The organism is Tardiphaga sp. 813_E8_N1_3, from assembly GCF_051811025.1.
Taxonomy (GTDB): domain Bacteria; phylum Pseudomonadota; class Alphaproteobacteria; order Rhizobiales; family Xanthobacteraceae; genus Tardiphaga.
In genome coordinates this window covers 3690251-3702892 of record NZ_JBPWQE010000001.1, presented here as the reverse complement: position 1 = coordinate 3702892, position 12642 = coordinate 3690251, and the positions used below count along the sequence as shown (strand labels likewise).

Genomic DNA, 12642 nt, shown 5'->3' with positions numbered 1-12642 from the left:
CTTAGCAGGATAGGACGGCATATAGGAGCGAGAGGCTTCTGGCGACAGACTTATCCCCGCATGGGGCTCATCTGACGCCCGTTGGCACGCAGGAGCGCTCTCGTTTCAGTGATGTTGGCTGGTACGTGGGTCGGGAACTTTCGTTCTTGCCCCGGCTTGTTTCAGCATCAAGCGCGACGGCGAATGCCGCGTCAAAAGCCAAAAAACTGAGGTTTGTGTCATGTTCAGCTGGGTCGTTACCTTCCTCGTTATCGCTCTCATTGCCGGCGTTCTTGGCTTCGGCGGTGTCGCCGGTGCTTCCATCGAAATTGCCAAGGCGATCTTCTTCATCGCCATCATCCTGTTCCTTATCTCGGCCGTTGTGGGCCTCGTCCGTGGCCGCACGCGCGTCTAGCGATTACTTCTTCGAGGGCATCCCGATCGATCGGCCGATGCCCTCAGGGCGATCGACGGATCGGTGCGCATTGGCCAGCGCCTGCACGCGGGCGTTGATGTCAGGCGGAAACGGCGCAACCTTGCGGGCCGTCATGTCCATATGGAGCGTCATGTTCTCTGAGGTCGCCGACAGCCATCCCTCGGTGGCGTGGCGCAATTCCTTGAATGTGTGAATGCGCTTGTCGTCCGCGGCGACAACCAGGATCGACACCTGTGCGGGGTCACCGAGATGGATTTCCCTGACATAGCGAACATGGCATTCGGCGGTGAAGGTCGAGTTGTTGCGCGCCTTCATATATTCGGGACCGATCCCGATCTTGAGCCACAGATCGTCGATCGCCCGGTCGAACAGCACGTTGTAATAGGCCATGTTGAGATGGCCATTATAGTCGATCCATTGCGGTTCGATCTGCATGACATGCGCCCGGAAAGGGACGGGGTGCTGCAGCAGATCGTCGGTTGGCTCAGTCATCGGTAATTCCTGTCCCGCTCTCACGTCTCTTGACCCGTTATACAACCTTTGCCACGGTCCCGCCGCGTCGGAGGGACTGCTGTGGCTACCATTGCGAACAATTTGAAACGACCGGAGCCGAAGGCCTTGGCCACGGCGCTTGAAGCGCTGACGGCGCGTTTTGGCAATCGACTGGTGACGTCGCAGGCGGTTCGCGAGCAGCATGGCCATACCACGACCTGGCTTGCCAACCAGCCGCCGGATGGCGTCGTGTTCGCGCAGGAAACAGCGGATATCCAGGACGTGGTCCGGATTTGTGCAGCGAACAAAGTTCCGGTGATCGCATTCGGCACTGGCACGTCGCTTGAAGGTCAGGTCAATGCGCCAGCCGGTGGCATCTGCATCGACATGCGCGACATGAACAATATCCTCGAAGTGCACAGCGAAGACCTCGACTGCGTGATCCAGCCTGGTGTCACGCGCAAGGCGCTTAACGAAAATCTGCGCGATCAGGGCCTGTTCTTCCCGATCGATCCCGGCGCCGATGCGTCGCTTGGCGGCATGGCGTCGACGCGCGCCTCGGGCACCAACGCGGTGCGTTATGGGACGATGCGCGACAATGTGCTCGCGCTCAAGGTCGTCCGCGCCGATGGTGAGATCATCAAGACCGGCACGCGCGCGAAGAAGTCTTCGGCTGGCTACGACCTGACGCATCTATTTGTCGGCGCCGAGGGCACGCTGGGTATCATCAGCGAACTGACCATCAAGCTGCGTGGCATTCCTGAAACCATGGCTGCCGCATCTTGTTCGTTCGCCACGGTAGCAGGCGCCTGTCAGGCGACGATTCTTGCGATTCAGACCGGCATTCCCGTTGCTCGGATCGAGCTGCTGAATGAGGCGCAGGTGCGGGCCTGTAATGCCTATTCCAAGCTGACCCTGCCGGAAACGCCGCTCCTGCTGCTGGAATTCCATGGCAGCGAGGCCGAAGTCGCCGAGCAGTCGCGAAATTTCCACGAGATCGCACTGGAATGCGGCGGTGGCGATTTCTCGTGGACCACGAAGCCGGAAGATCGCACCAAGCTCTGGCAGGCTCGTCACGATGCCTATTGGTCAGTGAAGAGCCTGCGGCCGGGCTCGGACGTCGCGGCCACCGATGTCTGCGTGCCGATTTCCAAACTTGCCGAGTGCGTCACAGAGACGGAAGAGGATCTCGCGCGGCTCGGCCTGTTGGCACCGATCGTCGGTCATGTCGGCGACGGCAACTTTCATTGCTCGATGCTCTGCGATCGTAACGATGCCAACGAGGTTGCCCGGGCGGAGGACTTCATGCATCGCCTCGCTCAACGGGCGCAGGCGATGGGAGGCACCTGCACGGGTGAGCACGGCATCGGGCAGGGCAAGCAAAAATACATGCAGGCCGAACTGGGCAATGAGGCGCTCGACGCGATGCGGGCGCTCAAGAAGGCACTCGATCCCGACAATATCTTCAATCCGGGGAAAATCCTGCCGCAGGCGTGACACCAGCTTGCCGCATCCGGTCAGGTCGAATGCGGACGGGAAAACTCGGCAGCAGCGATAATGCTTAACTATTCTTAAAAAGTTTAAAGTTGTATATATAATTATATACCAGCATGGATTGCGTTTTTCGGTTACGGAAGATGCGATCGAAAAGCTTTGACGCAGAACGCGTCCAATAAAAAAGGCATCATCCGATGCGGCTACCGTTTTTCTATGGTTGGGTCATCGTTGCCGTCACGTTCGTTTCCATGGCCATCGGGGTCAATGCGCGGACATCGTTCTCACTGTTCTTCCCGCCAATTCTCCAGGAGTTCGGCTGGGATCGTGGCGTCACCGCCGGCGCCTTTTCATTCGGCTTCCTGATTTCCGCGATCATGAGCCCGTTGATGGGCAAGTTGATGGATCGCGGCGGCCCGCGAGCCGTCATGGAGCTTGGTACCGTGCTGATGGCTGCCGGCCTGTTGCTGGCGCCGCTGACGACGCAGCCATGGCATCTCTACATGACCATCGGCGTTCTGGTCGGCGCAGGCAGCGTTTGTCTCGGCTATTCCGGACAATCGCTGTTTCTGCCGAACTGGTTCAGCCGCAAGCGCGGCCTCGCGGTCGGTCTTGCATTCGCCGGCGTCGGCATCGGGTCGGTGACGGTGCTCCCTTGGGTGCAGCTGATGATCGAGCAGACCGGTTGGCGCACGGCCTGCACGGCGGTGGGGCTCGTGGTGCTGGTCGTGCTGGTGCCGATCAATTTGCTGCTGCGCAAACGCCCGCAGGACATGGGGCTCTTGCCGGATGGCGATCCGGCGCCGACGTCGTCGGCGAAGCATATATCCAACGTGGTTGATCCGGTCTGGGCCAGTATCGACTGGACGCTGGCGCGCGCCGTGCGCACGACGCGGTTCTGGTGGCTGGCGCTTGGCCTGTTCGGCGGGCTGTATGCTTGGTACGCGGTTCAGGTCCATCAAACCAAGTATCTGCTCGATATCGGTTTCACGCCGGGCGTTGCGGCATGGGCGCTGGGCATGGTTAGTCTGTTCGGTGTGCCTGGTCAGATATTTCTCGGCCACCTGTCCGATCGCATCGGCCGCGAATGGATTTGGACCGTCAGCGGTGTCGGTTTCGCAATCTGCTTTGCGTCCCTGATTGCGCTGGAATCCGTGCCGAGTTTGGCGCTCGTCTATGTCATGGTGATCTCGCAGGGCCTGCTGGGCTATGGCGTGACGTCCATCATGGGCGCCGTGGTGTCCGAGATTTTTCAGGGCGAGCATTTCGGCAGCATTTTCGGCACGCTCATGCTGGCCGCGCTGGCCGGCGGCGCCGCCGGTCCCTTGGTGACGGGTGTCCTGCACGACCACTTTGGTACCTATACGCCCGCATTTGCCCTTGGAATCGCAGTCAGCTTCCTTGCGACCTTTGCGGTCTGGATGGCTTCGCCGGGCAAGGTGAGGGCGGTGGCCGGACGTTTGCACCGCGCCCATGGCGCCGTAAAACCGCTGGAGCAGGGTGCTTCGATCTGATCGAAGCGGGTGATTTGCCGCAAGCGGACGGCATGGGATGGCTGATCCGGCCACGCATTGCGTGCTGTGACTTCGCCACAGTTGGTTCTATAAGTAGATGCGTTCCCGCGTATCTCAGCGTGGCCGTGCAACGTCTGTCAGGCGTATTGCCCGGTAGTGTGCTGCAATGCGCTTTGCCTGGCAGGCAGTGGACATTCCGCTGGAACGTTCGAGGGGAGATTCGGTGCAGACGACACTGCTCGGCCTGGCGATTGCATTCATCCTGGCGCTGGTCGCTGCTCTGGTCGGGCCCTATTTCATCGACTGGAATCAGTTCCGCCCGCAATTCGAGGCTGAAGCCTCGCGCGTGGTTGGCGTGCCTGTTCGCGTGAGTGGCGGGCTGGAGGCGCGGTTGCTGCCGGCGCCCTCGCTGCGGCTGCAATCGATCACGGTGGGAAGCCCCAATGATCTCGGCAGGATCCGTGCAGACAGTCTCAATGTGGAATTCAGCCTGAGTGCGTTGATGCGCGGCGAATGGCGTGCGACAGAACTCACCATCGGCGGCGCTGCGGTCGATCTCGGCCTCAATGCGCAGGGGCGTATCGAACTTCCAGCTTCCACCGGGCCGTTCAATCTTGGCGCGCTGGCGATAGACCGGTTGAACATCACCGGTCGCGCCGCACTCCATGATGCTGCCAGCAAGAGCACGCTCGAACTCTACGATATCGCCTTCAGCGGCGATGTCCGCTCATTGGCGGCCGGCGCCATGCGCGGCGACGGCAATTTCCTGTTGTTGGGCGCGCGCTATCCGTTCCGTTTGTCCTCCGGGCCGACCGGCGACGGCAATGGCACGCGCGTTCGTTTTACTGTCGACCCCGGCGAGAGGCCCTTGTCCGTCGATCTCGATGGCGTGCTCAACTTCGACAATCGGACGCCACGCTTCGATGGCGCACTGACTCTCGCAAACCCGGCCGGCCTGAAGGCGAATGGCGCGGGCGATCAACTGCCGACGCCGTGGCGCGTCTTCGCCAAGGTCAAGGCAGATCCGGCGGCTGCGCACATGGAAGCGCTCGAAGCCAGCTATGGTGCGGAGGACACTGCGTTCAGGTTTGCTGGTCTCGCCGACATGCGCTTTGGCACATCGCCGCTGCTTCATGCGGTGCTATCGGCAAAGCAGCTCGATGCCGATCGCCTGCTTTCCAGAGATAATGCGACCAACGATGCGGTGACGCCATTGCCGGCGCTGCGCAGACTGTTGTCGAGCATGCCGATGGCGCCCTTGGCGACACAGATCGAGATTGGCGTGGAGCAGATCATGCTGGGCGGAAAGCCCGTGCAGAATATCGGCGCTGACCTGCGCAGCGATGCAACGACATGGACGGTCGATCGTCTCGAATTTCGTGCGCCAGGCGCGACCCGCGTCACGTTGAGTGGCGGCGCAGCACAGCCAGGTGCATCGGATGGCTTCAAGGGGGCTATCGCGGTCGAGTCGTCCGATCCGGATACGCTCGCTGCGTGGCTCAAGGGCCGAACAGACATTGGCTTGCGCAATCAGAAGCCGCTACGTATTCGCGGCAATATCACTTCGGTGCCCAATCGCTTGGCTATCGAGGCATTCAAGGCGGAGATCGACGGCGGTACGGTCGAAGGTCGTGCTGCATATTCGTATCCGTCAGCCGCTGGCGGCTCCCGCTTCGATGCCGACCTGAAGGCCGACCGGCTCGATCTCGACGCGGCGGTGGCTTTGATCCGATCGCTTGGCGAGCCGCAAGCCGAGTGGCCAGATGCAGGGCAGGTGTCACTCGATATCGGCCGTGCTGTGTCAGCCGGGCAGGAGATGCGCCCCTTCGTGGCGCAACTGGCCTACACCCCAAAGATGATCTCGGTCGATCGCTTCAAAGTCGGTGAAACCACCGGCCTGATGCTCGACGGCCGCGCTTCGTTCGATCGCATGGAGGCCACGGGCGGACTGACACTCAACGCCACGTCCGCATCGATGAGTCAGATCAGCAACATGCTTATGCCGCTGGCGCCGTCTGTTGCGTCGAGACTCAGCTCCATGGCTGCAGCGCCGGGCGCGGTTCGCGTCAAACTGTCGCTCGATCTGGCAAAGGATCAACAACGCGCCGATCGCACGACTGCGCGCGCCGTGTTCGATATCGATGCGCCGCAGGTGAAGGGGACGACGACTCTGACCGCATCCCCTCCCATAGCGGCGATGCGCGGCGTCGACCTGAATGAACTGTCGCGCAGCGATGTGGCACTCGAGTCCAAATTGGCCGGGCAGGGTGGACCACTTCTCGCATTGCTGGGTCTGAGTAACGTGATCGCCGCAAGCGACGCCATTGTGAATTTCGAAGGATCGGCAAAAGGGCAATGGCGCGCGCCGCTGCGCGTCACGGCAAAACTGTCCGGCTCGGATGTCGATGCCGATGTTCAGGGCAGTGCCGAACCTTGGGCGGGATCACCGAAAGCATCGCTTGCGCTTGCGATACGCCGCGCCAATCTGGCGCCGCTGGTCGCTCTCAAGCCGTCGGATACGGCCGCGCAGAATGTCAGCCTGTCATCGCGGCTCACATTGAACGGCGATAAAGTTACGTTGGAAGATATCGACAGCACGCTGGCCGGTTCACGCGTGCGGGGCCGTATTGCGCTGACGCTTGGGGCCGAGAAAGCCGTCGATGGTCAGATCGGCATGGATGCGATTGAACTCGGGCCGGCCTTCGGTCTTGCTATAGGCACGAGAGGACGCGATGTTACGGATCCGCTCGGACGTGGCGTGCTGCAGGGATGGCGCGGGCAGTTGGCCTTTCAGGCGCTGCGCGGGACATTGCCCGGCGGCATTGAATTGCGTCCCGTCAGCGGCACTGTGAAGAGTGATGGCCAGGCCCTGACGATCGATACGATCAAGGGTGCCGTCGGCGGCGGCGAAATCACGGCTGATGTCGATCTCAAGCCATCGATCAGCGGATATGCGCTTGGCGCCCGCGTGCAATTCTCCGGGATCGACGGCGTTGATTTGCGCTATCGTTCCCTGACAATGCCCGCAGGCAAAACATCGCTGCGGATGACGCTGGCTAGTCAGGGGCGCAGTGTCTCGGCTCTGGAAGGCGCATTGTCCGGCAGTGGATTGCTGACGATCGACGGGGCGCGTATCAATGGCCTCGACCCACGTGCGTTCGACATTGCCATTCGCGCCAGCGATTCTGGGCAGGCCACGAATGACGCCAAGTTGCGTCAGATCGTCGATACCGCGATCACCGGCGGTGCGTTGTCCGTAACTTCGGTGCAGGTCCCGTTCAGTATCAAGGATAGCCGCCTGCGCGTTGGTGCGACGACGCTCGATGGCGAAGGAGGGCGTGCGATCGTGTCCGGAGGTTACGATATCGTTGCCGACCAGGTGGATACGCGCGCGACATTGACCGGCACGAACGCGGGGACGTCGAGCGTTCGACCGGAAGTTCAGATCTTCGCGGTGGGAACGCCGGACAAGCTCGATCGCACGCTTGACGTGGCAGCGTTATCATCCTGGCTCGCAGTGCGCGCAATCGATCGCGAGACGCGCCGGCTTGATTCGCTTGAACGCGGTGAGTTGCCACCGACGGCCGTGCCCGTTGCCGTTCCTCCGCCGTCCGCCTCGCTGCCCGTCGACACGCAGGCGCCCACGAGCGATCCACCGACGGCCTCTGCGCCCTCCGATGTACTTCTTCCCGGTCGCGATCCGCGCCGTCCTGCACCGAAGGCTGCTACGCCTCGTCCTGCGACACCGCCTGTTGCAAGTCAGCAGGTTGCGCCGCTGCCTGCACCCATAGAAATTCGTCCGGCACCCGGTGCTGTGCGCACGCCGAAACCGAGGCCAGCGCCTCCACTCGTGCTTACGCCGCCGGTCGCGAATTCAGCACGGCCGACGTTCTGATGATGACTCAGCAAACAAATACGACCGACAGCGAAGCGATTTTCTGAAGGTCGGCGGTGTTTACGCCGAGAGATTGTGCTCCGGCATACGCTGTTGCGGAACGGCACGTGTACGGAAGTAGTCGAGCACGAATAGCCGAATCGCGGATGACAAATTGCCCTGCTGACGATTTGTGTCGATCTCACCAACCAGCTCTGAAAGCGTCATGTCGCGAAGATTCGAAATCTCCTTCATGCCGTTCCAGAAAGCCTCTTCGAGACTCACGCTGGTCTTGTGACCCGCAACAACGATCGATCTCTTAACTACGGGCGATTTCATGATGCGTCCTCGCCATCGATGTGATGCTGATCCAGCATATGGTTCGCACGGACTGTGCGCTGCTCCTGCAATGTTCGTTCTGATTTAGTTCGTCCGAAGCGCGCACGGTTTATGTCGGCCTGGTTTGCCGATTCCTCTCGTGCAGTGCGCTTCTTGAAGCGATTGAGATTGATCAGGTCACCCATGATCGCTCCTGTCTTTAAAAAAATGATGGGGTGGGAAACGTCGTCTTCACCATCCAGTAGTTGTACGAGACGAGGGTGAATGCGGTTTCGGTATCCATCCTAAAATATTCTCCGTAGTTCCAAACAAGCTCCGCAGAAAAATGAAGTCATCTACGAAGCGTAACCAGATCACCTTCTGCTGTATCACAAGGAAAAATGCGTCTGATATGCGACCATTCTAACCATTTAGCAGATATGAATTATAACTATTTCCTTCTGGAGTTATTCTCAACAAGCTGTGAGCAAATATTCTTGCTTACCCAGGATGTATCATTTTGACCGGCTGAACAAGGAGATCGAACTCTGCTGCACTAACAAAACCGAGCCGCAGCGCTTCCTCCTTCAATGTCGTTCCGTTCGCATGAGCAACCTTAGCAACCTTCGCCGCGTTATCGTAACCGATTTTCGGTGCGAGTGCAGTCACGAGCATCAGTGATCGTTCCATCAACTCATGAATTCGTTTTTCATCGGCGCGAATTCCGTTGACGCAGTGCTCTGTGAAGGATCGCGCAACGTCTGCAATCAATTGGATGGACTGCATCATGCAATGGGCCATCACCGGCTTGTAGACGTTGAGTTCGAAGTGCCCCTGACTGCCGGCCACCGTAATTGCCGTGTGGTTGCCGAATACCTGGCAGCATACCATTGTCATTGCTTCACATTGTGTCGGATTTACCTTTCCAGGCATGATCGATGAGCCTGGCTCGTTTTCCGGAAGTATCAATTCGCCAAGTCCGGAACGCGGGCCGGATCCGAGCAGTCGGACATCGTTTGCAATCTTAAATAGACTTGTTGCGACGGAGTTTATCGCTCCGTGTGCAAACACATAGGCGTCGTTCGATGCGAGTGCTTCGAATTTGTTCGGCGCAGTAATGAAAGGCAGCTTGGTGATTGTTGCTGCGTGCTTCGCGAACAACTTCGCAAAACGAGGCTTGGAGTTGAGGCCCGTCCCGACTGCAGTTCCGCCTTGGGCGAGCGGGTAGAGATCCTTCACGACGCTTCGCAAACGTTTAATGCCGCTTTCGATCTGTGCGGCATAGCCTGAAAACTCCTGCCCGAGCGTGAGCGGCGTCGCGTCTTGTGTATGTGTGCGTCCGATCTTCACGATCTTTGCGAAGGCTTTTTCCTTCTTGCGCAGCGCAGCATGTAGTTCGCTTAGTGCGGGGATGAGGTACTCAACAATACCCTGCGTTGCCGCAATGTGCATCGCAGTCGGAAACGAATCGTTGGACGATTGACTCATGTTGACATGGTCATTGGGATGCACTGGCTTCTTGGTGCCGCGTTCACCGCCAAGAAGCTCATTCGCACGATTGGCAATGACCTCGTTGAGATTCATGTTGGTCTGCGTGCCGGAGCCCGTTTGCCAGACGACCAATGGGAAGTGATCATCCAGCTTCCCGTCGATGACTTCGCGTGCTGCGCTCACAATGGCCTTTGCAAGCTTGGGCTCGAGAAGTTTGAGTTCGCGATTGGTTTCGGCTGCTGCCAGTTTGACGATGCCGAGCGCGCGAATGATCGGCATCGGCATGCGATCGTGACCGATCTTGAAATTCTGTCGCGATCGTTCCGTCTGCGCTCCCCAATAACGATCCGCTGCGACCTCGATCGGACCGAAGCTGTCGGTTTCGGTGCGGGTGGCGGAGAAGGCGGAGGTCTTCGAGGATTTGGCCATGGGTACGGTCCTTGCGATGCCGCGCTCCCCGCAGAGACTTCTGGCGGGTGCGGCGCATAAGAATGGGGCCGCGCGAACGCGGCCCCGGCACCTTACAACGTCTTGCGATTATTTTTTCCGGAAGCGGTCTAAACGGACGACTTCAGCACCTTCGCCCGATTTTGGCGGTTCTTCCTCGGAAGCAGGCGCGGGCGGAGCTGGAGGGGCGGCGAGAGCAGATGCCGCAGTGGCTGCGGATGTCGCACCGGCAGCCGGGGTCTCTACAGCGGTTTCGGTTTCGAACTGCAGGCCGAACTGCACCGAGGGGTCGTAGAAGCTCTTGATGGCGTTGAACGGCACGACGAGACGCTCGGGGATGCCGTTAAAGGACAGGCCAACCTCGAAGCGATCTTCGGTAACCACGAGATCCCAGAATTGATGCTGCAGGATCACCGTCATTTCCTCTGGATACTGGGCCAGCAGGCGCGGTGACAGTTTGACGCCGTCAGCCGTTGAAACGAAGGTGATAAAGAAGTGGTGCTCGCCCGGCAGGCCATGCTCGGCAGCGTCGATCAGCACACGGCGCAGAACGCCACGGAGGGCGTCGCGCGCCAGCACATCGTATCGAATATGATCGGTTGCCATCGGTCGGTCCCGTCGCTTGTCTTGGTCATGGCCATATATGGAGTGAAGGCGAGGCCGGAGGCCGACTCGCGTCACATACTGTTCTGTCTATTCTATCCCGGTCTTGACCGAAGGTCAGCAGCCGGAAAAGCTGGCGCCCTCTATATATGACGCAAATTGGACGCGATACAGCCGGGCGGTCATTTCAACCGCCGATTGGCGTGGAAACAGGTAAAAATCGATTGGCCCGATGGGCGGATGGCCCTAGTTCTGGACCATGCGTCCAAGTTCACCACAGGCTGACGCCCCCGTTGCGGAACTCGCGTCGGCATCGCCGCCGGGACTGCTGACGCTATTTGTCGCCTTTGCAAAGATGTCCCTGGCCGGTTTCGGTGGCGTTCTGGTCTGGGCGCGCCGGGCGATCGTCGAGCGGCATGGCTGGATGACGCCCGAGGAATTCAACGAGACTTTTGCGCTTTGCCACTTCTTGCCTGGGCCGAATATCGTCAATCTGTCGGTTGTATTCGGATCGCGGTTTCGCGGTGTGCCTGGCGCTATTGCAGCCTTTGCGGGATTGCTCGGACCGCCTGTGATCATCGTGACCATTCTGGCGATTCTGTATGCACGCTTTGGAGATATTGAGGCGCTGCGGCGCACACTTGCCGGCGTCTCATGCGCTGCCGTCGGGCTGCTGTTCGCTGTGATTTTCCGAATGATGCTGCCTCTTCTGAAGAAGCGTGAGCCGGTCAGCCTGGCGCTCCTGACCGCCGTTTTCGTCGCGGTTGGCGTCATGCGATGGCCATTGCCGACCGTTCTTCTGGTATCGATTCCCGTCAGCATCGGCCTGACCATGTTGATGCGACGGCGGGCAGCAGGATGAACGACGCCACCCCTGGATCGCTTGTCACGCTGGCCTGGTCGTTCGGGCTGATGTCGCTTTTTGCCGTGGGCGGCGCCAATTCGGCCATTCCCGAAATTCATCGGCTGGCGGTGGATGTCAATCACTGGATGTCCGACAAGCAGTTCGCGGATGTGTTTGCGATCTCGCAGCTGTCGCCGGGGCCGAACGTTCTCATTGTGACGCTGATCGGCTATCAGGTCGCTGGCATCATGGGCGCAGTGGTCGCAACGCTGGCCATGTGCGGACCGACAGCCGTGTTTGCTTATTATGTCAGCCAATTGCTGGCGCGATCGGGCCACGCGCAATGGCCGGGAATCGTACAAGCAGCGCTGGTGCCCCTATCAATAGGTCTCATGAGCGCGAGTGGGCTGGTTCTGCTGTTCGCTTCCGACGCCACCTGGACGGCGTTTCTGGTAACGGGGAGTGCCGCCGTTTTGGCGTTTGCCACGCGGCTTAACCCGCTATGGTTGCTAGTTGCCGGGGGCCTTCTTGGTTTCGCTGGCGTTCTCTGACGAAAATCGCTAGCAAGCTTGACCACGGAGCCGTTGGGCGGTCTCCGAACGATGTTGTTTGGGCTAAAAGCTCGTGACAGGGGAACGTACCAATGAGTGATGCGCCGAGCCATGCGCCGGAAAAATCCATCTTACCGAGCTGGGTCAAGGGCCCTCAAGACTTTATCGGCGGCCTTGCTTTGGTGGCGATTGCTGCATTTGCTCTGTGGGCATCCAGCGATTTGCAGGGCATGCGTGGCTTCTCGTTTGGCGCAGGTACCGCGCCGCGGATGTTCGGCATTCTGCTGCTGGGTCTCGGCGCAGCCGTGACCGTCGTCGGCATTTTCACAGAAGGCCCCGCGCTCTCCAAGTTCCACTGGCGCGGTCCGTTTTTTGTGGCGCTGGCCATTCTGGTTTTCGCGGTCGGCATTCGTCCGATGGGCATGATCTTCGCGGCGATGTCGAGTTTTCTGATTGCTGCGCTCGGCACGCCCGAGACGCGCTGGAAAGAAACGATCATCGTTGGCGCCTGCCTCACGGGCTTCTGCGCCCTGCTTTTCCCGTACGCGCTTGGTCTGCCGTTGCAGATGTGGCCGACATTTCTGATCCGCTAAGAACGA

General features: G+C 59.8%; 12 protein-coding genes. 7 read left to right on the top strand and 5 right to left on the bottom strand.

The genetic code is table 11. The features are described 5' to 3' along the window. The first annotated feature begins 220 nt into the window (after window positions 1-220). A complete protein-coding gene (locus AB8A33_RS17545; RefSeq protein ID WP_439093913.1) occupies window positions 221-394 on the top strand; it encodes a DUF1328 domain-containing protein in 174 nt (57 codons plus the stop codon). A gap of 3 nt (window positions 395-397) precedes the next feature. Here AB8A33_RS17545 and AB8A33_RS17540 read toward each other — a convergent pair whose 3' ends face one another. Further along, on the bottom strand, window positions 398-907 hold the full coding sequence (locus AB8A33_RS17540) for a thioesterase family protein (RefSeq protein ID WP_439093912.1): 510 nt from the start codon (window positions 905-907) through the stop codon (window positions 398-400). An 81-nt stretch (window positions 908-988) separates the two neighbouring features. Between AB8A33_RS17540 and AB8A33_RS17535 the strand changes: the two genes are divergently transcribed. From AB8A33_RS17535 to AB8A33_RS17525, 3 genes are all read left to right on the top strand, one after another. Continuing rightward, complete coding sequence (locus AB8A33_RS17535; RefSeq protein WP_439093911.1) at window positions 989-2404, top strand: FAD-binding oxidoreductase; 1416 nt, start codon at window positions 989-991, stop codon at window positions 2402-2404. 194 nt (window positions 2405-2598) lie between these two features. Next, window positions 2599-3915 (top strand): MFS transporter, encoded by a 1317-nt coding sequence (locus tag AB8A33_RS17530; protein ID WP_439093910.1) that lies wholly within the window; start codon window positions 2599-2601, stop codon window positions 3913-3915. Between the two features lie 223 nt (window positions 3916-4138). Beyond that, on the top strand, window positions 4139-7810 hold the full coding sequence (locus AB8A33_RS17525; RefSeq protein WP_439093909.1) for an AsmA family protein: 3672 nt from the start codon (window positions 4139-4141) through the stop codon (window positions 7808-7810). 60 nt (window positions 7811-7870) lie between these two features. Here AB8A33_RS17525 and AB8A33_RS17520 read toward each other — a convergent pair whose 3' ends face one another. From AB8A33_RS17520 to AB8A33_RS17505, 4 genes are all read right to left on the bottom strand, one after another. After that, entirely contained in the window at window positions 7871-8128 is a 258-nt protein-coding gene (locus AB8A33_RS17520; RefSeq protein ID WP_068734045.1) for a ribbon-helix-helix domain-containing protein, read from the bottom strand. Beyond that, entirely contained in the window at window positions 8125-8313 is a 189-nt protein-coding gene (locus AB8A33_RS17515; RefSeq protein ID WP_439093908.1) for a DUF4169 family protein, read from the bottom strand. The genes AB8A33_RS17520 and AB8A33_RS17515 overlap by 4 nt, the downstream gene beginning before the upstream one ends. A 295-nt stretch (window positions 8314-8608) precedes the next feature. Next, window positions 8609-10027 carry a class II fumarate hydratase gene (gene fumC, locus AB8A33_RS17510; protein ID WP_439093907.1) on the bottom strand — a complete coding sequence of 473 codons (1419 nt, stop codon included), beginning with the start codon at window positions 10025-10027 and terminating at the stop codon, window positions 8609-8611. Window positions 10028-10135: 108 nt separating this feature from the next. Beyond that, the gene (locus AB8A33_RS17505) at window positions 10136-10651 is read right to left on the bottom strand and encodes an SspB family protein (RefSeq protein WP_309946597.1); all 516 of its coding nucleotides are present in this window, start codon (window positions 10649-10651) and stop codon (window positions 10136-10138) included. Window positions 10652-10907: 256 nt separating this feature from the next. On the opposite strand from AB8A33_RS17505, the gene AB8A33_RS17500 reads away from it, so the two are divergent. The 3 genes from AB8A33_RS17500 to AB8A33_RS17490 all read left to right on the top strand — a co-directional run bounded on the left by AB8A33_RS17500 (window position 10908) and on the right by AB8A33_RS17490 (window position 12636). Beyond that, window positions 10908-11510, top strand: a complete 603-nt coding sequence (locus AB8A33_RS17500; protein ID WP_439093906.1) for a chromate transporter — start codon at window positions 10908-10910, stop codon at window positions 11508-11510. Then, window positions 11507-12043 (top strand): chromate transporter, encoded by a 537-nt coding sequence (locus AB8A33_RS17495; RefSeq protein WP_439095958.1) that lies wholly within the window; start codon window positions 11507-11509, stop codon window positions 12041-12043. Before AB8A33_RS17500 ends, AB8A33_RS17495 begins: the two co-directional genes overlap by 4 nt. A gap of 92 nt (window positions 12044-12135) precedes the next feature. Further along, entirely contained in the window at window positions 12136-12636 is a 501-nt protein-coding gene (locus tag AB8A33_RS17490) for a tripartite tricarboxylate transporter TctB family protein (protein WP_439093905.1), read from the top strand. Window positions 12637-12642: the final 6 nt, after the last annotated feature.

What these genes read in the sequence shown, in the direction of transcription:
- AB8A33_RS17520 (WP_068734045.1), bottom strand. Translation starts at nt 8,128, where the DNA reads ATGAAATCGCCCGTAGTTAAGAGATCGATCGTTGTTGCGGGTCACAAG.
- AB8A33_RS17505 (WP_309946597.1), bottom strand. Translation starts at nt 10,651, where the DNA reads ATGGCAACCGATCATATTCGATACGATGTGCTGGCGCGCGACGCCCTC.
- AB8A33_RS17500 (WP_439093906.1), top strand. Translation starts at nt 10,908, where the DNA reads ATGCGTCCAAGTTCACCACAGGCTGACGCCCCCGTTGCGGAACTCGCG.
- AB8A33_RS17530 (WP_439093910.1), top strand. Translation starts at nt 2,599, where the DNA reads ATGCGGCTACCGTTTTTCTATGGTTGGGTCATCGTTGCCGTCACGTTC.
- fumC (WP_439093907.1), bottom strand. Translation starts at nt 10,027, where the DNA reads ATGGCCAAATCCTCGAAGACCTCCGCCTTCTCCGCCACCCGCACCGAA.
- AB8A33_RS17495 (WP_439095958.1), top strand. Translation starts at nt 11,507, where the DNA reads ATGAACGACGCCACCCCTGGATCGCTTGTCACGCTGGCCTGGTCGTTC.
- AB8A33_RS17540 (WP_439093912.1), bottom strand. Translation starts at nt 907, where the DNA reads ATGACTGAGCCAACCGACGATCTGCTGCAGCACCCCGTCCCTTTCCGG.
- AB8A33_RS17545 (WP_439093913.1), top strand. Translation starts at nt 221, where the DNA reads ATGTTCAGCTGGGTCGTTACCTTCCTCGTTATCGCTCTCATTGCCGGC.
- AB8A33_RS17490 (WP_439093905.1), top strand. Translation starts at nt 12,136, where the DNA reads ATGAGTGATGCGCCGAGCCATGCGCCGGAAAAATCCATCTTACCGAGC.
- AB8A33_RS17515 (WP_439093908.1), bottom strand. Translation starts at nt 8,313, where the DNA reads ATGGGTGACCTGATCAATCTCAATCGCTTCAAGAAGCGCACTGCACGA.